Origin of the sequence: Pseudomonas khavaziana, from assembly GCF_036704165.1 — a bacterium.
Lineage (GTDB): Bacteria > Pseudomonadota > Gammaproteobacteria > Pseudomonadales > Pseudomonadaceae > Aquipseudomonas > Aquipseudomonas khavaziana.
The window spans coordinates 2,563,189-2,584,544 of sequence record NZ_CP129946.1; the positions used below are offsets into that span (position 1 = coordinate 2,563,189).

At 61.6% G+C, this 21,356-nt stretch carries 26 protein-coding genes; 16 read left to right on the forward strand and 10 right to left on the reverse strand.

Annotation, left to right across the window (positions count from 1 at the left end):
- The first annotated feature begins 33 nt into the window (after positions 1-33).
- Genes QYQ93_RS11520 through QYQ93_RS11545 form a run of 6 tightly spaced genes read left to right on the forward strand, consistent with a single transcriptional unit; the run spans position 34 to position 6,727 of the window.
- Complete coding sequence (locus QYQ93_RS11520) at positions 34-2,073, forward strand: chemotaxis protein CheA (RefSeq protein WP_338476964.1); 2,040 nt, start codon at positions 34-36, stop codon at positions 2,071-2,073.
- Between the two features lie 29 nt (positions 2,074-2,102).
- Entirely contained in the window at positions 2,103-3,761 is a 1,659-nt protein-coding gene (locus QYQ93_RS11525) for a methyl-accepting chemotaxis protein (protein WP_338476965.1), read from the forward strand.
- Between the two features lie 35 nt (positions 3,762-3,796).
- On the forward strand, positions 3,797-4,336 hold the full coding sequence (locus QYQ93_RS11530) for a chemotaxis protein CheW (protein WP_043051385.1): 540 nt from the start codon (positions 3,797-3,799) through the stop codon (positions 4,334-4,336).
- A gap of 9 nt (positions 4,337-4,345) precedes the next feature.
- A complete protein-coding gene (locus tag QYQ93_RS11535; RefSeq protein ID WP_043051386.1) occupies positions 4,346-5,155 on the forward strand; it encodes a CheR family methyltransferase in 810 nt (269 codons plus the stop codon).
- Positions 5,152-5,685, forward strand: a complete 534-nt coding sequence (gene cheD, locus QYQ93_RS11540) for a chemoreceptor glutamine deamidase CheD (RefSeq protein ID WP_043051387.1) — start codon at positions 5,152-5,154, stop codon at positions 5,683-5,685. The genes QYQ93_RS11535 and cheD overlap by 4 nt, the downstream gene beginning before the upstream one ends.
- Positions 5,648-6,727: a protein-glutamate methylesterase/protein-glutamine glutaminase gene (locus tag QYQ93_RS11545; RefSeq protein ID WP_043051388.1), complete on the forward strand. Its 1,080-nt coding sequence runs from the start codon at positions 5,648-5,650 to the stop codon at positions 6,725-6,727. The genes cheD and QYQ93_RS11545 overlap by 38 nt, the downstream gene beginning before the upstream one ends.
- A 589-nt stretch (positions 6,728-7,316) precedes the next feature.
- Here the strand turns inward: QYQ93_RS11545 and QYQ93_RS11550 are convergent.
- A complete protein-coding gene (locus QYQ93_RS11550; protein WP_338476966.1) occupies positions 7,317-8,102 on the reverse strand; it encodes a helix-turn-helix transcriptional regulator in 786 nt (261 codons plus the stop codon).
- Between the two features lie 147 nt (positions 8,103-8,249).
- Here QYQ93_RS11550 and QYQ93_RS11555 point away from each other — a divergent pair, with 147 nt between their 5' ends.
- The 7 genes from QYQ93_RS11555 to QYQ93_RS11585 all read left to right on the forward strand — a co-directional run bounded on the left by QYQ93_RS11555 (position 8,250) and on the right by QYQ93_RS11585 (position 15,772).
- A complete protein-coding gene (locus tag QYQ93_RS11555) occupies positions 8,250-8,438 on the forward strand; it encodes a DUF1656 domain-containing protein (RefSeq protein WP_043051462.1) in 189 nt (62 codons plus the stop codon).
- A gap of 12 nt (positions 8,439-8,450) precedes the next feature.
- Positions 8,451-9,359, forward strand: a complete 909-nt coding sequence (locus tag QYQ93_RS11560; protein ID WP_338476967.1) for an HlyD family secretion protein — start codon at positions 8,451-8,453, stop codon at positions 9,357-9,359.
- Entirely contained in the window at positions 9,359-11,314 is a 1,956-nt protein-coding gene (locus QYQ93_RS11565) for an FUSC family protein (protein ID WP_338476968.1), read from the forward strand. The genes QYQ93_RS11560 and QYQ93_RS11565 overlap by 1 nt, the downstream gene beginning before the upstream one ends.
- 61 nt (positions 11,315-11,375) lie before the next feature.
- Positions 11,376-12,278 carry a transcriptional regulator GcvA gene (gene gcvA, locus QYQ93_RS11570; protein ID WP_338476969.1) on the forward strand — a complete coding sequence of 301 codons (903 nt, stop codon included), beginning with the start codon at positions 11,376-11,378 and terminating at the stop codon, positions 12,276-12,278.
- A gap of 68 nt (positions 12,279-12,346) precedes the next feature.
- A complete protein-coding gene (locus QYQ93_RS11575) occupies positions 12,347-13,174 on the forward strand; it encodes a DMT family transporter (protein ID WP_338476970.1) in 828 nt (275 codons plus the stop codon).
- A 28-nt stretch (positions 13,175-13,202) separates the two neighbouring features.
- The gene (locus QYQ93_RS11580; RefSeq protein ID WP_338476971.1) at positions 13,203-13,964 is read left to right on the forward strand and encodes an SDR family oxidoreductase; all 762 of its coding nucleotides are present in this window, start codon (positions 13,203-13,205) and stop codon (positions 13,962-13,964) included.
- A gap of 284 nt (positions 13,965-14,248) precedes the next feature.
- Positions 14,249-15,772, forward strand: coding sequence for a diguanylate cyclase (locus tag QYQ93_RS11585; protein WP_338476972.1), 1,524 nt, complete (start codon positions 14,249-14,251; stop codon positions 15,770-15,772).
- A gap of 28 nt (positions 15,773-15,800) precedes the next feature.
- Here QYQ93_RS11585 and QYQ93_RS11590 read toward each other — a convergent pair whose 3' ends face one another.
- Genes QYQ93_RS11590 through QYQ93_RS11600 form a run of 3 tightly spaced genes read right to left on the reverse strand, consistent with a single transcriptional unit; the run spans position 15,801 to position 16,899 of the window.
- Complete coding sequence (locus QYQ93_RS11590) at positions 15,801-15,950, reverse strand: hypothetical protein (protein ID WP_217882184.1); 150 nt, start codon at positions 15,948-15,950, stop codon at positions 15,801-15,803.
- A gap of 50 nt (positions 15,951-16,000) precedes the next feature.
- A complete protein-coding gene (locus QYQ93_RS11595; RefSeq protein ID WP_338476973.1) occupies positions 16,001-16,450 on the reverse strand; it encodes an N-acetyltransferase in 450 nt (149 codons plus the stop codon).
- Positions 16,447-16,899, reverse strand: coding sequence for a helix-turn-helix domain-containing protein (locus QYQ93_RS11600; RefSeq protein ID WP_043051454.1), 453 nt, complete (start codon positions 16,897-16,899; stop codon positions 16,447-16,449). Before QYQ93_RS11600 ends, QYQ93_RS11595 begins: the two co-directional genes overlap by 4 nt.
- 81 nt (positions 16,900-16,980) lie before the next feature.
- Between QYQ93_RS11600 and QYQ93_RS11605 the strand changes: the two genes are divergently transcribed.
- Complete coding sequence (locus tag QYQ93_RS11605; protein WP_338476974.1) at positions 16,981-17,469, forward strand: DUF2938 domain-containing protein; 489 nt, start codon at positions 16,981-16,983, stop codon at positions 17,467-17,469.
- 22 nt (positions 17,470-17,491) lie between these two features.
- Here the strand turns inward: QYQ93_RS11605 and QYQ93_RS11610 are convergent, their stop codons facing one another.
- From QYQ93_RS11610 to QYQ93_RS11620, 3 genes are all read right to left on the reverse strand, one after another.
- The gene (locus tag QYQ93_RS11610; RefSeq protein WP_043051452.1) at positions 17,492-17,947 is read right to left on the reverse strand and encodes a GNAT family N-acetyltransferase; all 456 of its coding nucleotides are present in this window, start codon (positions 17,945-17,947) and stop codon (positions 17,492-17,494) included.
- Between the two features lie 123 nt (positions 17,948-18,070).
- The gene (locus tag QYQ93_RS11615) at positions 18,071-18,319 is read right to left on the reverse strand and encodes a hypothetical protein (protein WP_338476975.1); all 249 of its coding nucleotides are present in this window, start codon (positions 18,317-18,319) and stop codon (positions 18,071-18,073) included.
- Positions 18,319-18,618 (reverse strand): hypothetical protein, encoded by a 300-nt coding sequence (locus QYQ93_RS11620; RefSeq protein ID WP_338476976.1) that lies wholly within the window; start codon positions 18,616-18,618, stop codon positions 18,319-18,321. Before QYQ93_RS11620 ends, QYQ93_RS11615 begins: the two co-directional genes overlap by 1 nt.
- Before the next feature lie 217 nt (positions 18,619-18,835).
- On the opposite strand from QYQ93_RS11620, the gene QYQ93_RS11625 reads away from it, so the two are divergent.
- A complete protein-coding gene (locus tag QYQ93_RS11625; protein ID WP_043051449.1) occupies positions 18,836-19,351 on the forward strand; it encodes a hypothetical protein in 516 nt (171 codons plus the stop codon).
- A gap of 8 nt (positions 19,352-19,359) precedes the next feature.
- Entirely contained in the window at positions 19,360-19,803 is a 444-nt protein-coding gene (locus QYQ93_RS11630; protein WP_338476977.1) for a DUF421 domain-containing protein, read from the forward strand.
- On the opposite strand, the gene QYQ93_RS11635 is transcribed toward QYQ93_RS11630, so the two are convergent.
- The 3 genes from QYQ93_RS11635 to QYQ93_RS11645 all read right to left on the reverse strand — a co-directional run bounded on the left by QYQ93_RS11635 (position 19,794) and on the right by QYQ93_RS11645 (position 21,148).
- Positions 19,794-20,057: a hypothetical protein gene (locus QYQ93_RS11635; protein ID WP_338476978.1), complete on the reverse strand. Its 264-nt coding sequence runs from the start codon at positions 20,055-20,057 to the stop codon at positions 19,794-19,796. The two genes, QYQ93_RS11630 and QYQ93_RS11635, sit on opposite strands and share 10 nt — an antisense overlap.
- The gene (locus tag QYQ93_RS11640; protein WP_043051446.1) at positions 20,054-20,311 is read right to left on the reverse strand and encodes a DUF6555 family protein; all 258 of its coding nucleotides are present in this window, start codon (positions 20,309-20,311) and stop codon (positions 20,054-20,056) included. Before QYQ93_RS11640 ends, QYQ93_RS11635 begins: the two co-directional genes overlap by 4 nt.
- 99 nt (positions 20,312-20,410) lie before the next feature.
- A complete protein-coding gene (locus QYQ93_RS11645) occupies positions 20,411-21,148 on the reverse strand; it encodes an OBAP family protein (protein WP_338476980.1) in 738 nt (245 codons plus the stop codon).
- Between the last annotated feature and the right edge of the window lie 208 nt (positions 21,149-21,356).

Sequence of the window (21,356 nt, forward strand, 5' to 3'; positions counted from 1 at the left end):
CCCATGTTTTTTTGATCGACAAGGACAGTCCAGATGAGCATCAATCTCGATCAGGCACAGCAGACATTCATCGTTGAGGCACGCGAGCTGTTGCAGGCCATGGAGCAATCCCTCTTGCAATTGGAAAGCGAGCCCGGCGACCAGGACGCCATCGGCGCGATTTTCCGCGCCGCGCACACCATCAAGGGTTCGGCGGGCCTTTTCGGTCTGGCGTCGATCGTGGGTTTCACGCATATCGTCGAAGACGTGCTTGACCGCCTGCGCGAAGGCAATGTGGCGGTGGACGCCGCATTGATCGCTCTGCTGCTCAAATGCGGCGACCACATGCTCGAACTGGTCGAAGTGGTCGCCAACCGCGGTGAGGCGCCGACGCCTGCCGCTCTGGAGCGCGGTGAGGCTTTGCGCGAGGCGCTGAGTGCCTATCAGCCGATGCGAACCGTCACTGCCAGCGTCGAAACCGCGGAGGTGGCCGACGGCACGGCGGTCGAAGTGCTCTGGCACATCTCCCTGCGCTTCGGCGTGGACGTGTTCCGTAATGGCATGGACCCGCTGTCATTTTTGCGCTACCTCGAGACCCTGGGGCAGGTGCTGCAGGTCACCACCCTGACCGACAGCATTCCGCCCATAGACCGCTGGGACCCGGAGAGCTGCTACCTGGGGTTCGAGATCGGCCTGCGTTCGACGGCCAGTCACGCCACCCTCAACGAAGTGTTCGACTTTGTGCGTGACGACTGCGAGGTGCACATCAGTGCTGTCGACGAAGCGCCTGGGAGCACTGCGGTCGTTGCCGGCGACCGGGTCACCCAGGCAGAGCAGGGCGTCGTGGCGGCGACACCGCAGCGTTCTGCGCCAGCCACCGAGACGAAAACCCGCGACGGTAATTACGTGCGGGTCAACGCCGACAAGCTCGACGAGCTGATCAATCTGGTCGGCGAACTGGTGATCGCCAGTGCCGGCTCAAGCCTGTTGGCCCGCTCCTGTGACAACGACCCTTTGCAAGAGGCGACCTCGACGGTATCGGCGCTGGTGGAGGAGATCCTCGATGGCGCCCTGCACCTGCGCATGATCCCCATTGGTGATACGTTCAACCGCTTCCGCCGCGTGGTGCGCGATATCAGCCAGGAACTGGGCAAGGACATCGAACTGATCATCAGTGGCGCGGAAACCGAACTGGACAAAACCGTGGTCGAGAAAATCGGCGACCCACTGATGCACCTGCTGCGCAACGCCATGGACCACGGTATCGAAAGCGCCGATGCGCGGCAGGCGGCGGGCAAGCCGGGCAAGGGCCACCTGAGCCTCAATGCCTACCATGACTCCGGGAGCATCGTCATTGAAATCGCCGATGACGGCGCCGGGCTCAACCGCGAGCGCATCCTGCAAAAAGCCCAGGAACGTGGATTGGTGGCCAGCGGTGCGGTGTTGACCGACCAGGAGATCTACAACCTGATCTTCGAAGCCGGTTTCTCCACCGCCGAGGCGGTGACCAACCTGTCCGGGCGCGGCGTCGGCATGGACGTGGTCAAGCGCAATATCACCTTGTTGCGCGGCACCGTCGACCTGGACAGTCGCCCCGGCGAAGGCACCGTGGTGCGCATTCGCTTGCCGCTGACCCTGGCGATCATCAATGGGTTCCTGGTCGCCATCGACCAGTCCACCTATGTGATTCCCCTGGACATGGTCCAGGAATGCATCGAGCTGGATGAACGCCAGCGCCAGTCCAGCCGCGACGACGGCTATCTGGACTTGCGTGGCGAGGTGTTGCCGCTGGTGGACCTGCGCGAACACTTCAGCCACGAAGGGCCCGCTGCACGGCGCCAGAACGTGGTGGTGGTGCGCTATGCCGAACACAAGGCCGGGCTGGTGGTGGATGACCTGCTCGGCGAGTTCCAGACCGTGATCAAACCGCTCGGCAAGCTGTTCGGCGCACTGCGCGGCATCAGCGGCTCGACCATATTGGGCAGCGGCGCGGTGGCCCTGATCCTGGATGTACCGGCACTGCTCAACCAAATCGTACAACTGGAAGCCCGCACGCCCCAGGCGCCTCAATCGCCGCCGGTCGTCGCTCGCTGATGTCTTTGCAATTCCATGGAGGTTCCCCGATGAAATGGTTCTACGATCTCAAGATTTCCACCAAGTTGATCAGCTCGTTCCTGGTGGTCCTGGCGCTCACTGCGGCCATGGGTGGCTTCGCCATCCACCAGCTTGGCGCCGTCAACCAGGCCGCCCAGGATATCAAGGGCAACTGGATGCCTTCCATGCGCGCAGCGGCAGGCATGCGTTTTTTTGCCGCCAACTATCGTTTGAAGGAAAACCGCCACCTCGCGACCGAGATCGCCGAGGAAAAGGCCCAGGCAGAACGTGAAGCCGCCGACGCGCGCCAACAGTTCGAAACCCGCATGGGCACCTATGAGCAGTTGCTGTCGACTGATGAGGATCGTCAGCTGTTGGCCAGCGTAAAAAGCGCATGGGAAGCGTACCTGGCAAGCAGCAAGCAATTGCTCGAGTTTTCCCGGCAGAACCAGGAAGCCCAGGCGCGCGGTTTGCTCAGTGGGGAGTCCAAGGGGCATTTCGATGAAGTGACCAGCCGCCTGCAGAAAATGGTCGAACTCAATGACGCCGGCGCGACGGTCGCGGGTGACAAGGGCACGGCGCTGTACGAAAACGCACGCCTGTCGATCATCGCGGTACTGGTCGCGGCCTTGCTGATCGGTCTGGGCCTGGCGGTATTCATCGCCCGCATCATTTCCCGCCCACTGCGCCAAGCCGCAACCGCTGCCGAGCAATTGGCCGAAGGCAACCTCAACGCCCACATCGAACCGGGTGCCAAAGATGAAACCGGCATGGTGCTCAACGCCATGCGCAATATGGTCGGCAAGCTGGCGCATATCATCGGCGAAGTGCGCAACGCCGCCGATAACCTCGCCAGCGCCTCCGAGCAGGTCAGTGCCACCGCGCAATCGATGAGCCAGGCCACCAGTGAACAGGCCGCCAGCGTCGAGGAAACCAGCGCCTCGGTGGAGCAGATGAGCGCCAGCATCAACCAGAACACCGAAAACGCCAAGGTCACCGATGGCATGGCCAGCAAGGCCGCCAAGGAAGCCACTGAAGGCGGCGAGTCGGTACAGCAGACCGTGGTGGCGATGAAGAAAATCGCTCAGCGCATCAGCATCATCGATGACATCGCCTACCAGACCAATCTGCTTGCCCTCAATGCCGCCATCGAGGCCGCTCGGGCCGGCGAGCATGGCAAGGGCTTTGCCGTGGTGGCCGCCGAAGTGCGCAAGCTGGCCGAACGCAGCCAGGTCGCCGCCCAGGAAATCGGCGAGCTGTCCTCCAGCAGCGTGGACATGGCTGAGAAGGCCGGCAAGCTGCTCGACGAAATGGTGCCCTCCATCAACAAGACCTCCGACCTTGTGCAGGAAATCAGCGCTGCCTCCGAAGAACAGGCCGCGGGCGTCGGGCAGATCAACACGGCCATGACCCAGCTCAACCAGGTGACCCAGCAAAATGCCTCGAGCAGCGAGGAACTGGCGGCCACGGCCGAAGAAATGAGCAGCCAGGCCGAGCAATTGCAACAGGCCATGAGCTTCTTCGTGCTGGATTCAACCCCCAGGGCCGCGGTCCAGGGCAGCAGCGTCGACAGCCCTGGCAGCAAGCCCAACCGTCAGCCGCCACGGCCGAAACCACAGGCACCGCGCACGGCCTTCGCCTACAGCCTGGCCAGTGCCCCGGACGAATCGGAATTCACCCGCTTCTGATCCCACGATCGATGCGGGCCTACAAGGAGAGTGACATGGGCGCAGTGATGACGACTCGGCATACCGCGGTTGCGGTGGATGAGGATGCGCAATACCTGACCTTCATGCTTGGCGGCGAAATGTTCGCCATTGGCATCCTGGGGATCAAGGAGATTATTGAATATGGCAGCCTGACCGTGGTGCCGATGATGCCGGCGTTCGTGCGTGGGGTGATCAACCTGCGCGGCGCGGTGGTGCCGGTGGTGGATTTGTCGGCGCGCTTTGGGCGGGCCAATTCGGCGATCACCCGGCGCTCCTGCGTGATCATCATCGAGGCGAATACCGAAGAGGGCCAGCCACAGGATATCGGCTTGCTGGTCGATACCGTGTCGGCGGTGCAGGAGATTCCGGCCGCGCAGATCGAGCCACCACCCAGCTTCGGGGCGCGGATTCGCGCCGATTTCATTGGTGGAATGGCCAAGGTCGACGGCAAGTTCGTGATCGTGCTGGAGGTGGACAAGGTGCTCTCCATCGATGAGATGTCCAGCCTGGCCGAGGGTGGCCAAGCGCCGGCCCTCGACCTCGATCCGCGTTGAGTGCCGACCATGCCAGAAACCGCCTCCATCGACGATCGTGAATTCGGCCAGTTCCAGAGCTGGCTGTACCGCGCGGCCGGCATCAACCTGTCGCCGGCCAAGAAAGCCCTGGTTGCCGGGCGCCTGTTCAAGCGCCTCAAGCACTATGAGCTGCATAGCTATGGCGAGTACTTCAGGCTGATCATGAGTGACCAGCGCAAGGGCGAGCTGCAGGTTGCGCTGGATTTGCTCACCACCAACGAAACCTATTTTTTCCGCGAACCCAAGCACTTCGACTTCCTGCGCCAGCAGGTGCTGCCCAAGGCGGCGCCGGGCAAGGTCTTTCGCGTGTGGAGCGCGGCCAGTTCATCGGGCGAAGAACCCTACAGCCTGGCGATGACCCTGGCCGAGAGCCTGGGCACCACCCCCTGGGAAGTGATCGGCTCGGACATCAGCACCCAGGTGCTGGCCAAGGCGCGCAACGGCCATTACGCCATGGAGCGCGCCGGGACGCTGCCCCAGCCGCTGCTGACCAAGTACTGCCTCAAGGGCACTGGCCGCCAGGAGGGCACCTTCCTGATCGACAAGGCCTTGCGTAGCCGGGTCAATTTTGTCCAGGTCAACCTTAACGAAGCGCTGCCGGCCCTGGGCGAGTTCGAGGTGATCTTTCTGCGCAATGTGATGATCTATTTCGACCAGCAGACCAAGAGCCAGGTGGTCGCGCGTCTGCTGCCGCTGCTCAAGCCCGGCGGTTATTTCATCATCAGCCACTCGGAAAGCCTCAACGGTGTAAACGACACCTTGAAGCTGGTGGCGCCGTCGATTTACCGCAAGCCATGAAAAAACCAGACGATGCGAGCGAAGTGGTCTTAGCGCCCGGCCAGGTCAGCTTTGCGACGCGGCCGACGCGCCTGCGCACCTTGCTCGGTTCCTGCGTGGCGATCACCTTTTGGCACCCGCAACGGCGGATCGGCGGCATGTGTCACTTCATGCTGCCGGCACGCCTGCGCGATCATCAGCCCCTGGATGGCCGCTATGGCGACGAAGCCATGGAACTGTTGCTGCGCCACGCCCAGGCCAATGGCACCCATGCACGGGATTACCAGGTCAAGTTGTTCGGCGGCGGCAAGATGTTCCCCGATCAGCCGCGCCGCTTGCCGACCCAGGACGTGGCCAGCCTGAATATTCGCGCAGCGCTGGCCCTCGCCGAGCGCTATCACCTGCACCTGACGGCCCAGGACATGGGCAGTACCGGTTATCGCACGGTCATGTTCGACCTGTGGAACGGCAACGTCTGGGTCCGGCACCAACCAATGGGAACACTTCAACAAGATGCCTACCAAAAAAATCAGTGTGCTGCTGGTCGATGACTCGGCCGTGGTGCGCCAGGTACTGCTGGCGATTCTCGCCGACACGCCGGACATCCACGTCATGGGCGCCGCCTCCGACCCTATTTTCGCCATGGACAAACTCACCCGGGAATGGCCGGATGTGATCGTGCTGGACGTGGAAATGCCGCGCATGGACGGCATCACCTTTCTCAAGAAAATCATGAGCGAACGGCCGACGCCGGTGGTGATCTGCTCGTCGCTGACCCAGAAAGGCGCGGAAACCTCCCTGCAGGCGCTGGCAGCGGGCGCCGTGGAAATCATCACCAAGCCGACCACCGGCTTGAAGAACTTCCTGATCGAATCGGCGGCCGAATTGGTGACAGCGATCCGTGCCGCAGCGAACTCCAACGTCAGGAACCTGGGCAAGCGCAGTGTCAGCCCGTCGCCATTGGCCCCGGCCAGCAAGCTCAGTGCGGATGCGATCCTGCCCGCCGCCAACGGCCATGCCATGGCGCAGACCACCGAACGTATCGTCGCCATCGGCACCTCCACCGGCGGCACCCAAGCGTTGGAGGCGGTGCTGACGGCGCTGCCGCGGGTGTGCCCGGGCATGGTGATCGTGCAGCACATGCCGGAAAAATTCACCGCCTCGTTTGCCGAGCGTCTCAACAGCGTCTGCGAGATCGAGGTGCGCGAAGCACGCAACAATGACCGCATCCTGCCTGGCCTGGCCCTGATCGCCCCTGGCGGCAAGCACCTGATGGTGACCCGCAGTGGTGCCTATTACCACGCCCAGGTTATCGACGGCCCGCTGGTGAACCGGCACCGGCCGTCAGTGGACGTGCTGTTTCGTTCGGTGGCCAAGTTCGCCGGCAAGAATGCCACGGGCATCATCATGACCGGCATGGGCGACGACGGCGCGCGCGGGCTCAAGGAGATGCTCGAGGCCGGTGCCACCACGGTGGCCCAGGACGAGGCCAGTTGTGTGGTGTTCGGCATGCCCAAGGAAGCGATCAAGCTCAACGCCGCGCAGCGCGTCATGGCGTTGGAGGATATTCATCGGGCGATTTTGCATCGGTGAACTTGAGTGCCAGGCTGCTTGTGCCGGTACACAGCTTTGGTGTGACCCTGAACCGAGGCAGCTTGATTTCGTGGCGGTCTGATTGACTGCACGCGGTAAAAAATGTGGGAGGGGGCTTGCTCCCGATGACGGCCTGACAGCCGACCAGAATGTTGGACTTTGACCGAGTACATATCCGTTATTTGGGCAACGGCTGCTATTGGTTCCGCTTTTACAGCGGGTCACTTTTGAAAAGCTCAAAAGTAACCAAAACGCTCTTGCCCCACCACTCGGCACCTCGCCCAGGCTCGGTGTGCCCGTAATCCGACAGAGATTTGGGGGGCCGCCGCCACGCGCCATCCATGGCGCGGGGCGGCTAAACCGGCATCCCTGCCGGTTTACCCCCCAAATCCCTGTCGAATTCCGGCCAGCGTGGTTTAACGGGGCGCCTCAGATCAAAAGCAAGATCAAGAGCGGCTCGCTGCGCATCGTGGTTACCGTCGGCTGCTACACAACTTCGGGTCAGCCGCCTCGGCCATGCATTGTGCATTCAGTCCGCTATGGTTGCGGCAGTTTCATCCGGCACCGCTGATGGCTTTCACTGGGCTCATTACCGCAATGTGGTATTGCGCAGGTAGCGGGCCGGTGAAGTGCCCAGGGTTTTACGAAACATCGTGATGAACGAGCTGACAGACTCATAGCCGAGGGCTTCAGCGGTTCTCTGCACCGATTGCCCTTCGGCCAGGTTTTGCAGGGCGACGATGATCTGCCACTGCTTGCGCCATTGTCCGAAGGTCAGGCCGGTTTCGGCTTTTACCAGGCGGGCAAGCGAGCGTTCGCTCATGGCGACGTGACGCGCCCAGCTCGCCATGGTGGTGCGGTTGGCGGGATCTTGCGCCAGTGCCCGGGCAATGGTGCGCAACGGGTTTGAGGCGGGTAAAGGCAGGTAAAGCTGTTCCGTGGGCGCCAGTTCAAGTTCTTCGAGCAGTACGTGGGCCAACCGCGCACTGCGCGAATTGGCCGGGTAATCCTGGGCCTGGCCGCTCAGGTGCAGGATCAGTTCCAGGATCAATGGCGTAAGCGCCAAGGTACAGCAGCGACCCGGCAGCGACGCAGCGCCGGGCTCCACGAACAGAAAACACACCTGCCCGTTGGCCGTCACGCGGTTGCTGTGGGCGACGCCCCCCGGAATCCACACGCCGAACCCTGATGGCACCATCCATACGCCATCTTCCACCGTGCACACAATGCCACCGCAATACGCCACCACCAGTTGCCCCTTGCGGTGCTTGTGTACGGCGGACTCGCTGTCGTTGCGCTGGGTTTCCAGCATCAGCGCTACGGCGGGCTGGGAAAGGGTGTCGTACTCAAACTGATCGACGTGGATTTCGGCCATGCAAGGTCATCCAGGGTTGTCCGAATTTGATTATATTTTGGCAGTGTACTCAATATCGGCAGTGGCAGTAATTCCCTAGCATTACCTGCAAGCCCCGCCTCCAGTGGGCGGGCGAATGCCACAACCTCCCGAATCCCGGTGCTTGCCATGCTCAGCGAAATCTCGATTGCCAACCTCTACTTTCCGCCCTTGTTGATCTACCTGGGTGCGTCCGTCCTGGCCTACCAGCTGATCGAGCGCCTGACCCGCCGCTGGTTGGACCTGGCGTGGCACCCGGCGCTGGCGCGTTTTTTCGTCTCGCTCATCGTCGTGTCGACGATGGTCGTCCATTGCTGAGCGAGGCCGCGCATGTCTATCGTCAAACTCCTTAAAACTGCCGCCACCCTGGGACTTGGTGTGCTGGCCCTGGTGTTTTGCCTGCAACTCTGGCGCGCTTATGTGCTGGCGCCCTGGACGCGGGACGGGCGGGTGAGTGCACAGGTGATCCGCATTGCGCCCGAGGTGTCCGGCCAAATCGATCAGTTGTGGGCCAGTGACAACCAATGGGTGGCAAAGGGCGACCCGCTCTATCGCATCGATGCGCGTGCTTATCGATTGACCCAGCAGCAGCGCACCGCAGAGTTCGCAGAAGCGCGCAGTGTGTTCGAGCAGCGCAGCGCGCAATTCAAGCGGCGAGCGCAGCTGGGCGGCGCCATTGCCCGTGAAGAGATCGACAATGCCGCGCGTGACTTGGCCGTGGCCCAGGCGCGCCTGGACGCGGCACGCAGCCAGTTGGCCCAGGCCCAGCTCGACCTGGACCGCACCACCATTCGTGCGCCGGTGGACGGCTATGTCACGCAATTGCGCCTGCAGCCCGGTGACTACGCGCAGGCGGGCATCACTAACCTGTTTGTGGTCGACGGTCATAGTTTCTGGATCACGGGCTATTTTGAAGAGACCAAGTTGCCGGGTGTACGTATCGGCGCAGCGGTGTCGATCAAGCTGATGGGCTTTGACCCGCTGCTGCAAGGCCACGTGGCAAGCCTGGGCAGGGGCATTGCCGACACCAATGAGTTGCGCAACGACAGCGGCTTGCCCCAGGTCAGCCCGACCTTCAGCTGGATTCGGTTGGCGCAACGTGTGCCCGTGCGCATCGAGTTGGACAAGGTGCCGGACGGGGTGGAGTTGGCGGCGGGCATGACCGCCAGTGTCGAAGTGACGCAGCCGGGCGGAGCACCACGGTGGCGACTCACCCAATGGCTGCAGGCGTTCATGTGATGACTGGCCTGGCGACACGCGTTTTAGCGGCGATCCCTCGGCCCTGGACATCCGCCACGCTTGCCTACGTGCTGCGCAGTCTATTGGCGGCCGGCCTGGCACTGTGGCTCGGCTTGCAACTGCATCTGGATTCGCCGTTTGCGGGCGCTTCCACCGTGTTGCTGCTGGTGCAGCCTATCCAGGGGGCAGTGCGAGGCAAGGGTGTGTACCGGATGCTGGGCACCCTGGTCGGCATGGTCGCGGCCTTCGTGCTGATTGGATTGTTCGCGCAACAGATGCTGTTGTTCATACTGGGCGTCGGTATATGGCTGGGCCTGTGCGTCGGTGCAATGACGGTCTTGCGTCATTACCAGGCCACTGCGGCAGTGGTGGCGGGCTATACCGTCTGCCTGGCCTTGGGCCCTGCCATCGTCGCGCCGGAGCAGGGTTTCGACCACATCATCACCCGTGGCACGGCGGTAGCACTCGGCGTGCTCAGCTTGAGCCTGGTAGCGACGCTGTTCAGCGCCAAGACCATGGAGCATAAAGTTCGAAGCTCGCTCGTCGACGCCTGCGCGCGCAGTGCCCGGTTGCTCGCGGCAAGCCTTGTAGGCGAAGAGCCTGCGCAGCTGGCGACGCAACGGCACCAGCTCGCGATCGATATCAGCAAGGTGGACGACCAGCTGGGGCTAGGCCGTGGCGAGTCGTCGCTGATCCGCTCGCGGCAGCTGGCGATTCAGGCCGGCCTGGCGCATCTGCACTCGGCGGTGCTCGACGCGCACCCGGAGCACCCCTACCACGGAATCAACCCGGCGTTGCGCTTCCGGATAAGCACAGGGTTGCAGCAACTGAGTGCATACCTGGCGGATGCCCGCTGCGACTTTCGCGCTGCGGCCGATACGCTGGAGCCATTGCGTCGCTGGGCGGATGCTCGCGCCGACTCGAGCCCACAGGTGCGGTTGCGCAGCGATCGCTTGGACGACCAACTGACGGACCTGGGCGCGGCCTTGCTGAACTTCTCCAGCCTCGATCATGCCCGCCGCGGGCCGATACGCGCCGTGGGCTATCACCGCAATTACGCGGACGCGGCACGAAACGGCATCCGGGCACTGTTCGCCACACTGAGTGCGGGTGCGATCTGGTATTTCAGCGGTTGGGATCAGGGGCCCACATTACTCGCGGTGCTGGGGCCGTGCTGCACACTGGTGGCGACCGCTGCCGCGCCGACCCAAGGCATCAACGGCTTTATCCGCGGCACGCTCTACGCGATTGTGGCGGCAGCGCTGTGCAAATTTCTGCTGATGCCGCAGATCAATGGCTTCCCTCTATTGTTGCTGGTCATGGCAGGGTTCTGGTCGTTCGGCATCCATGCGACGAGCCAGCCGCGCCATGCCCTGCAAGGGGTTGCCTACTTGATCGGGTTCAACACCCTGGTGAGCACCGGCATGACCGCCACCTACGATTTCGTCGGTTTCGCCAACCAGGCGCTGGCCTGGATCGTGGCGATGCTTGTGTGCCTCTTGGCGTTCCAGATCCTGCCCAAAGAGCCAGCCAGGCAGGTACGCGCATTGAAACGTGCGCTGCACCAGCACACACGCCTGCTGCTACGCCAGGCCAGTACAATCGATCATGCTCAATGGCAAGCCAAGCAACAACACCGGTTAGTGACGTTGAAGAGTTTGCTTGGCGCTGATCACCCGCACGAATACCAGGCGGGCTACTTGTCGCTGCAACTGAGCAAGCAATTGAATCGGCTACAGCGCAAAGCCAGCGGCATTGATCCGGCATCTCCCGTTGCCCGATGTGTGCAAAGCGGTGCGCGGCGGGTTGCACGATATGCCCATCATCCCGCAATCGGCGCCGCACAGGCGCGGCGCACATCCCGCTCGTTGAGCAGGCTTGGCGCGCCTCATCTGGCGAGCGGTTATCAGGACTTGGCGTGGCTGCTGGAGCAGTACGCGAACCTCGTGCATTAGCGCTAACATGAGTGAACGCTCATGCTCAGCGCTTGCTGCCAACTCGCCGGATACCCTACCTATGAGAGATCTGCCGCCCACCGCGACCTTGCGCGCCTTTGAAGCCGCTACTCGGCATCCGACCTTTACGGCGGCCGCCCAGGAGTTGCATGTCACCCAGAGCGCAGTCAGCCACCAGCTCAAGCATCTGGAGGCGCTGTGGGGTCTGGCGTTGTTCGAGCGTGGCCAGTCGTTACGCCTGACGGCCGCGGGGGCTACGCTGGCGCCCATCGTACGGGAATTCTTCATGAGCCTGGAGGCCGCCCTGGCCGACCTGCGCGAGCAAAAGGGCAGGGTACGGCTCAAGGTCAGCACCACTTATTCCTTTGCCTTGAAATGGCTGCTGCCACGCTTGCCGAACCTCGCGCGCCAGCACCCAGAGCTGTTGGTTGCGCTGGACACCACGGACGACGTCATCCACTTTTCCGACGCCCAAGCCGATGTCGCGGTCCGGCTGGGCAAGGGGAACTACCCGGGCCTGTATTCGGAATTCCTGTTCGGCGAGCAGGTGTTTCCCGTGGCCAGCCCCGAACTGTTGCGGCGTCTCGGCACCCCGGGCAGCCCCGCCCATTTGTTGGACTTCCCCTTGCTGGCTCGGGATGGCGCCGAGCTGGCGCCGAAATGGGAGGTCTGGTTTCAAGCGGTGGGGCTGGCCTTTTCGCCGCTCAGGGAAAGCGTCAGGTTTGGCGACACCAACATGACCGTCGAGGCGGCCTTGCTCGGCCATGGCATCGCGTTGGTGCGCAGCGGGCATGTGGAGCAGGAAATCAGCGATGGCCGCCTGGTGCGCCTGTTCGATGTGCCGTTCCCGTCACCGCTTGCCTACTATTTTGTGTGCCCCAAGGGCATCGAATCGCAACCCCATGTGGTCAGCTTTCGTCAATGGTTGCTCGCAGAATCGCTGAAACTGCAACGGGCAGTATGAGTAACTGTTCATGCTGTGATGAGGAGACTTCGCTGTAAGCCGGGGCCTTGGCTTGCCTAAGATGGCGCATGCCGACTCATATCATTTTCCTGGTGCTGTTCGCCGCACTGCTGCATGCCAGCTGGAACGCGCTATTGCGCGGTGGTGTCGACCGGCTATGGTCGATGACGGTCATGTGCATGGTCATTGCCGTCACCTGTGTCATCGCCGCAGTGTTCATGGCACCGCCGGCGATTGAGAGCTGGGGTTATGGGGTGCTTTCGGCATTGCTGCATGTTGGCTACAACCTGTTCCTGGTGCGCAGCTACCGGGTGGGCGACCTGGGGCAGATCTATCCGATTTCCCGTGGCTCATCGCCGGCACTGATCACCCTGGGGGCTGCGGTCTTCGCCGGGGAGCGCATTGCCCCCGGCGAGTTGCTGGGGGTTGCGCTGGTGTCAGGCGGGATTATTTCCCTGGCCTTCAGCGGGCGCCGGCTTTCGATTCCCAGCCTGCCCTATGCGCTGGGAACGGGCTGCTTCATCGCCGCCTACAGCGTCGTCGATGGCATTGGCGCCAGGCTCTCCGGCGCACCGCTGGCCTACACCGTATGGATGTGCGCGTTGTGGGGCGTGCTGATGCCAGCGGTGTACATCGGCCTGCGCGATGCCCGCAGTTTATTAAGCCCGCGCCCCGGAACCCTGGCCGCGGCGGTCGGCGGGCTGGTGTCTTTGCTGGCCTACGCAATCGTGATCTACGCCATGAACGAAGCGCCGTTGGGCGCGGTATCGGCATTGCGCGAAACCAGCGTGTTGTTCGCGATGTTGATTGGCTACTTTTTTCTTGGCGAAACCCTTACCGCACGCAGGATCCTTGCGTGTGTAGTGATCGCCGGCGGCACCTTCATCATCGGCTAAACAGCCATTTTCTAAGGAGGTATTTTCAATGGTTGACGTCTTGCAGGCACCGCTGATTCTGATCACCGGTGGCAGTCGCGGAGTGGGTGCCGCGACCGCCCGGCTGGCCGCCGCAAAAGGCTATGACGTGGCGATCAGTTACGTTGCCAACGAGCCCGCGGCGCTGGCGGTGGTTGCGGATATCGAGGCCATGGGCCGCAAAGCCCTGGCCGTACGGGCCGATAGCGCCGAGCCCGATCAGATCGCCGCCTTGTTCGCGGCCATCGACCGCAGGTTCGGGCGCCTCGACGTCCTGGTTAATAATGCCGGCGTGCTGGCGACTCAGTCGCGCCTCGAGGGCCTGAGCCTGGAGCGTATGCAGCGCATTTTCGCGGTCAACGCCATCGGACCGATGCTCTGCGCCCAGCAGGCGGTGAAGCGTATGGCGTATCGGCACAACGGTGCAGGCGGTGTGGTGATCAACATCTCCTCGGCCTCGGCGCGTCTTGGCAGCCCGAATGAATACCTCGACTACGCGGCGTCAAAGGGCGCGCTGGAAACCTTCACCATCGGGTTCGCCAAGGAAGTGGCCCGGGAAGGCATCCGCGTCAACTGTGTGCGCCCCGGGCACATCTACACCGACATGCATGCCAGCGGCGGCGAGCCGGGGCGGGTCGATCGGGTCAAGGACTCGATCCCCATGGGGCGTGGCGGTCAGCCGGAGGAGGTGGCCCGGGCGATTTTGTGGTTGGCCAGTGCCGAGGCGTCATTCGTGACAGGTACGTTCCTGGATGTGACGGGAGGCAAATGAGTCAGATATGCAGGCGTCAGTGAGCGCCGGCCAGGCCTGGCGGCAGTCCAGGCCAGCGCTGCCTGGATTTGATCATCAAAGCCGGCGAGAAAATCCTGCATGCTGATTTCTCCGAGCCGGTTTCCCCCTGCAGCCCCAGCACGGATTCAACCCTTGCGCTCACAGTAGCTGCAGCCACGCCAGACTGCTTGTATGCTTGCACCGCGGAACATGTGACCGCGGCTAAGCGCCGGCGTTTGAATGACGACTGGAATGGGAAACCGGACTTTCCTTAAGGTACTGACGTGAAGCGTGATACTCGCCTTGTGATGCTTTTGCTGTTGGTAATTGGCTGTTCCCTGACCTCCCTGACCATCTGGAAAGTCCTGTCTTCCCGTGAGCGCGCGCTGGCGGAGGTGGACGTGCACGGCCTGAACCTTACCCAGGCACTCACCACCTACACCGAAGGTATCGTGCGGCAAAGCTCGCTGCTGTTGCTCGGGCTGGTCGAACGCCTGGAAACCGAAGGCAGTGGCCCGGCGCAGATCGAGCGTATCAGTACCCTGATCGGTCGGCAGCAGCCGTTGATGCCGCAACTCAGTGGCATCACCGTCTACGACCATCACGGCCACTGGTTGATGTCGTCCAACCGGCCGATCCCAGTGGGTGCCAACAGCAGCGATCGCGCCTATTTCATTCATCATCGCGATGATCCGAGCCGTGAGCCTTTTATCGGCCCGCCGATCCAGAGCCGTACCAACCACGAGTGGGTGGTGACCATCAGCCGCCGCTTCAATGATGCGTCGGGCAACTTCGCCGGGGTGGTTGCGGTCACCCTGGGGGTGGAAAACTTCCTGCGGGTGTTCGGCAAACTCGACGTCGGCCAGGACGGCGCGATCGGTTTGTCGTATACCGACGGCACCCTGCTGGTGCGCTACCCCTTCCGTGAACAGGACATGGGCCGCAACTTTTCCAAGTCGCCTATCTACGCCAAGTACCTTGTCGACCAACCGGTCGGCACCGCCGCCTACACTTCCAGCCTGGACGGTGTGGAGCGGCTCTACGCGTTCCGCAAAAGCGAGACCCTGCCGCTGATCACCACGGTCGCGTTGGGCAAGCGCGAGGCCCTTGCGGCGTGGCGTATCGAGGCGGCATTGTCTGCTGTGGTGGTGGCGGGGCTACTGGGGCTGACGGGGGTGATCGGCTGGTTCCTGATCCTGGATATCCGCCGACGTACTGCGGCGGAAGAGGCGTTGCACGTGGCCCAGCAACAGCTGCTCGACTCCAATCGACAATTGGCGCTATTGGCCAAGAAGGATGCGCTGACCGGCCTGGCAAACCGCCGCTGCTTCGACGAAACCCTGGCCCTGGAAGCACGCCGAGCGCAGCGCGACGGCACCTCGCTGGCGTTACTCATGATCGATATCGATTATTTCAAACGCTTCAACGATGCCTGCGGTCACGTCGCGGGAGATGCGTGTTTGCAGGCAGTCAGTACACTGTTGGAGGGCTGTGTGCAGCGACCATCAGACTTGGTGGCGCGCTATGGCGGAGAAGAAATAGCGATCATCATGCCGGCGACCGACATCGAAGGCGCGACGGTGGTCGCAGAAAGGATCCTTGCGCGACTGCAACAGGCAAACATCCCCCATTCCGGCAGCCCGTTCGGGCGCGTGAGTGTGAGTATCGGCATTGCGACGGGTACAGGCTCACGGCTGGAGCCAGTATCAGGTTTGATCGAGGCGGCCGATGCGGCGCTTTACGGTGCCAAGGCTGCCGGGCGCAATGGGTTTTCCCGGCAGCCCATGGACATTGCTTCGGGCGGCTGAAACGGCCTGTACTTATGTGCTTGCCGGCTCACATCCCAAGTGTCGGCATCGTGAGTTCGCCGCACTTCATGAGCTGGCCAGCGGTGACTTGCAGCTCAGTTGTAGGTTTCGCGGCATAGCCAACGATGAAGCCGGCGCTGAGCAGTGAAAGGCAGAAGGCGGCTTTTATCAGGATCATGGAAGGCGGTTCTCACATCAGCTCAAAAGGGTGAACCACAGATTGTGTATTCAAGGAAAGGTTCCTCGGACGCCAGCAGCGCTCCAGCACATGACCTTTTCCAAGTGACCCGTATGTTCGTCCCGTTGTTCGTTGAGTACGATGAACCCGTGCTTCTTGTAAAAGTGCAGGCTGGGTAAGTTTTGCGAATACACGCTCAGTTGTAGAACTGATCGGGATTGCATTGCGTCTGCGAGCAACCGCGTACCCACGCCGCCGCCCTGATGCGCGGGCGCGACAAACAGCGCCGCCAGGGTATCTTCATACACGCAGCTGAACCCGAGGACTTTGCCGTCGGCCTCAAACACACGTGTCACGGCGCTGGGCAGGTAGACGTCACGCATGGCGCCCAGTTGCTCATGCCAGAACTGGGGGGCGATGAAGTGGTGGGCGAGGATCGATGCTTGCAGCCAGATATCCAGCACCGGTTCAAGGTCAGTGTGTTGAAAGTCGCGAATCATGATGCCTCAATGGTTGAGTGAACAGGCCGAACCCCGGTGTGGCGGCCGACAGTAGTGCGCTTGAACGCCCCAGCGGCAGCGATTTTGAGCAACCTCTGGAAATTCGGGCATTGCGCGTGATTGGGTGCGGGGCAGGCGGCGGCGTGACGTAAACCCCGACTCATGGCCTTCAGTTGTTTGACCGTCGCATCGATCTCGTCGGCCTTGGCCAGCAGTACCGCTCTATCCACATTGGCCTGGCCATTGGGTGACAGCATGGCGTGTATCTCGTCCAGCGACAGGCCACCCGCCTGCCCGAGGGCGATGATCGCCAACTGCTCAACGACCGCTGCTGCGAAATGACGGCGAGCACCGGGCTGGCTGGTCGATGTAATCAGCCCCTTCTTTTCATAAAAACGCAGCGTATGGGCAGGAATGCCCGTGCGTTTGACGACCTCGGTGATATCCATTGGCAGACCATTGACTTGAAGTTGACTTCAACTTCTATGATGCCTGCGCAGGTTGAATGGGTCCATGACTAAGAGGTCGGTATGACAGCGCTGGAAGGGGTTACACAGGTTGTGTTGTTGGGGGCAGGGGCTACCGTGGTGATGGATATGTGGATGCTGCTGATGAAGGCCCTTGGCGTGCCAACGCTGAATTTCGCGTTTGTGGGGCGTTGGGTTGGCCATGCGTGCCAAGGCCGTTTCACTCATTCGAGCATCGGCCAGGCGTTACCGGTTCGAGGGGAAGTGACCCTGGGCTGGATCGCGCATTACGTCACGGGTGTGGTTTTTGCGCTGCTGCTGGTGTGGGTTGAAGGGGCTGATTGGTTGCAAGCGCCCACCTTTGTGCCGGCCCTCGTGTTGGGTGTGGTCACCGTGGCCGTCCCGCTGTTGGTGATACAGCCCGCCATGGGCGCGGGATTTGCCTCATCCAAGACGCCTATGCCCGGCAAGAATTGCCTACGCAGCCTGATCAATCATGGGGTGTTTGGCGTGGGACTCTACTTGGCTGCGTGGGTGATCGCCTGGGCGTGATCAGTCATGAATGGATTGTCGATCAGCGAATGAATTTGACGTACACCCGCTCCGGGTCACCTTCGTCAAGGTTCTCGATCTGCCCGCTGGGGACAAACCCGGCCTTGGTCATAAGTGCCTGGGATGCGATGTTGGAGGCATTGGTCGAAGCGAAGAGCTTGGGCGTCTTGCAGGCCGCTTCGGCTGCCGCCAGCAGACGCAGGGCCACACCCTGGCGCTGGTGCGTGGGTGACACAACCACCAGCGCGACGAAACCGTGATCGAAAAAGTCATGGGTGAGCACCAGGTAACCCGCGCATACGCCAGCGTCGACGGCGACCAGGCATTGCTGGCGAACCACCGCGTCATAGATAAACACACGACGGCTGGCGTGGGCGGTGGCGTAGGCATCCAGTGCGACCAGGGCATGCACATCATCGGGCATGGCCTGGCGGATCAGCCAGTGTGGGGGAGCGGCGGCAAAGCGGGATTCAGTCATGAATGGCCCGCTTCGATTTGCGCTTTCATCCAGCCTGCTTGCTGATCAGTCACAGTCGTGGTGTCCCGTACAGTGGCCATGGAGAGGTTCCAGATCGAAACTACCATACAGGGTTACCCACTCTCAATCGGCACACACCAGCGCGGGCCTGCGGTTTTTGCCCAGGCGCTCGTGGCGTGTGTGTTCATGCCCGGTGATGTGCGTCGGCGCAGTATCGGCGGCAATCGCCTGGTCATGCAACGCTGCTTCCAGCGCTTGAAGATGCCGCGAGAGGATCTTCACTGACCCCCTCGGGTTGGCCGGGTCGAACGGGATCCTGCCATTGGCAATCAATACCATGGCCAGCTCCCAGGCGCGTTGTGAGTCGTTCATCAGGCCACCTCCTTGGCAATTTGGGCGCTTCTGGAACGCTCATTTTCAAGCAATGAAGACGGCGCCGGAAAATGCTCGTTGAGCACGCCGAGGTGATCAATCGCTTCACGGAACAGCGCCTCAGCCTTGCCGCGCAGGTGCAGGTATTGATCAAACAGCTCGCTGTCCAGGTCGGGCCTTTCCAGCAATTGGTATGCGCTGCGGCTGAGGGCATTGGCCTGGTTGAACAGCTTCTGGTTCTGCTCCATCGCCAATTGACGGCAGGCCATCATCTGGGTGTACGTGTCGTTGTATTGCATGACGAGGCTCCTGGTTAAGCGGGACTGATAGAGCTGTGACCCACTTAAAAAGGCTCGGTATCAACTGGGTTGCCGCTGAAATTTCGATCATTTCAACGATTCAGTTCCGCCCAAACCATCTTCTTTTTAGATGGTGGCTGGAGGGTCCCTCGAAAGAATGAACCCGCGCGGCCCCACGCACACCTAAAAGGTTATGAACCGGACCCGGGGACAGGGTATGAAGCCGCCAGACCATCGTGACCTGCATAGCCGCAATTACCCGGTCAGCGAGGACATGACCTTGCAACGTAAGGTCTGGCGCTTCGAACGATGGGGTTGGTATGCAATGGTGCTGTTGATGGGCTTGACCTTGGCCGGCCTGTTTTCCAAGGGCCCATTGAGCAGTGCCGAGGTACGTAGCGCCGATGGGCAGCTGCGTGTCGAGTACCAGCGCTTCCTGCGCAATGGTGCTACCGATGCACTGGTGATTCATGTGCAAGGCCGGGCGCGTGAGCCCCTTGAGGTGGAGCTCAGTGGCGCGCTGTTGCAGGGCTTCAATGTACAAATGCTGCAACCCCAGCCACTCAAGGCCAGTACCGCAGGCGATGGCATGAAGGTGTGGGTGCTGAGCGACAACGACGGTCATGCGATGCTTCACGTGACCCTCAACAGCGACGGTGTTGGCAGCTTTCAAACCAAGGTGGCGCTGGCATCGGGCGCTTCAGTGGGCCTTTCCCAATTCATTTATCCCTAGGGGCGACCATGGACTCTGTGTTGCGGGCTGCGGCGATTTACCTGGTACTGCTGGTGCTGTTCAAGGCGGCCGGCAGGCGCACACTGGCTGAACTCACCACCTTTGACCTGGTGCTGTTGATGGTCATCGGCGAGGCCACCCAGCAGGCACTGCTCGGTGACGATTTCTCGCTGACCAATGCCGTGATGGTGATCGTCACCTTGATTGCCATCGACATTGGCTTCTCGCTGGTCAAGCAGCGCTCAACCGGGTTGGCACGGGTGCTGGATGGTGGGCCGACGGTGCTGGTCGAGGAGGGCCAGGTACTGCACAAACGCCTCAAGCATGCGCGCCTGGATGAAGGCGACATCCTTGAGGCGGCCCGGTCCACCCAAGGGCTTGTCGAGATCCGGCAGATACGCTTCGCGATTCTGGAGCGCAACGGCAAGATCTCGGTTATCCCCTACGAGTAACGCCCGGGTTGGCGCTTACTTCCCTTCGCTCGATGGATGCGCATCCATTCTTGATACGCCGCCGTGCGTTGCGCATCCGCGAGCTTCTTGGCTTCGGTGAAACGCAGCCAGGTGCTCGCGTCGCCGCTGTAGGACTCGATGATTTGGTACGCCAAGGTATCGAGCCGATCGGCTTCGAAAAACATCCGGGTGTTCTGCGCTATTTCGTCATCCCATCCCTCTGAAGGCGTGTAGTCGAGCGTCTGGCCGTTCATTGTGTCAAATCCTCCGCCCACTGGAGTTGCGCCGCACCGCACCAGCGCACATCAGTGATGCCGTATTTTTCCGCCATCGGTTTGGAAACGCGCTTGAGGTTGTTTTGCCCGAACCTCGGTATGACCGCCACACCGGCATCGCAACTTGCCCAATGCCAGGCGTCGGCAGTATTCATCTGCGGCGCACGCAAGATGAACGATTTGGGCTTGCCGTGAAGTTGATACTCGATGGTAAACAGTTCGTTGGTTTTCATGAGGCCTCCCTAAGCTCATGTGCTACAGATATTTGACGCCAGAAAAAATTCAGAAAGATTGTCGGACACCTCGATAGCTGGCACTTCGGTGGTCAGCGGTCAGTGCCGGTGGGGAGTCCGGGTCGGGTCGTCGATCTGGATAATCCTGCCTTGGCGCCACGCATCCGCCCCAGGAGCAATGGCGGGAGTGGCGATATCCGCGCGTGCGGCCTTCTTCTGGTTGCTGTCCACGCCCAGGCGCTTATCCCGCTCGGCGACCATCTTCGGGTCGGCCTGGCCGTCGGCGGTAAACCCCATCATCAGTTGCGGCACGCCCAACGGCAGCTGCTTGTGAAGGTCCGTATGCCAGGTGTGCCAGGTCTTGCCATAGGTATGCACGAGTTTCTCCATCAGGGCATGTTCGGCCAACTGTGGAATGCCCGGTGCAACCAACTGGCCTGATTTGACCTCATGTACGTGGCTATGCCACAGCGCCTTCTCCTGCGCGGGCAGGGCGTTGAACAGCTGCTCACTGATGATGTATTCCACCCCCATCAGCTTGGCATCCTTGCGGTTGCCGTCGTAGATCACGCACTGGATCACTTCTTCATTGAGGATCGCGCAGTAGTGATGAGCTTCCATCTGCACTTCGGGGTGGCCGTTGTAGAAATGGAAGCCGTCCAGGTAGGCATTCAACGCATCCACCGGCGGGCGCGATTGCAGCACCGCAGCGCCAGCATCCAGGGTGCGCGTGGTGGGCGACTTAGCATCACCGGGCGCAACCACATTGGACGGTGAGTTGTTGCTGGCGCAGGCGGTCAGCAAGGCAATGGACAGTGTCAGGCTGAGTTTTTTCATCGTGGATTCCCTCCATGGTCGGTGAGGCTGTACCGAGGGTTAGAAGGCTTGGCCGCGCAGGTGTTCAACCGGATTGGCGAGCGCCTGTCCAGAGGCCCCGCGTCGCCGGGAAGGCAGCCCAGTTGCTAAAAGTTTTGGAACACTGGTCAGCGCGACGGGTCATTTTTCATAAGTACCCAAGCGCGGCGGCGGGCATAGCGAGCAGCGT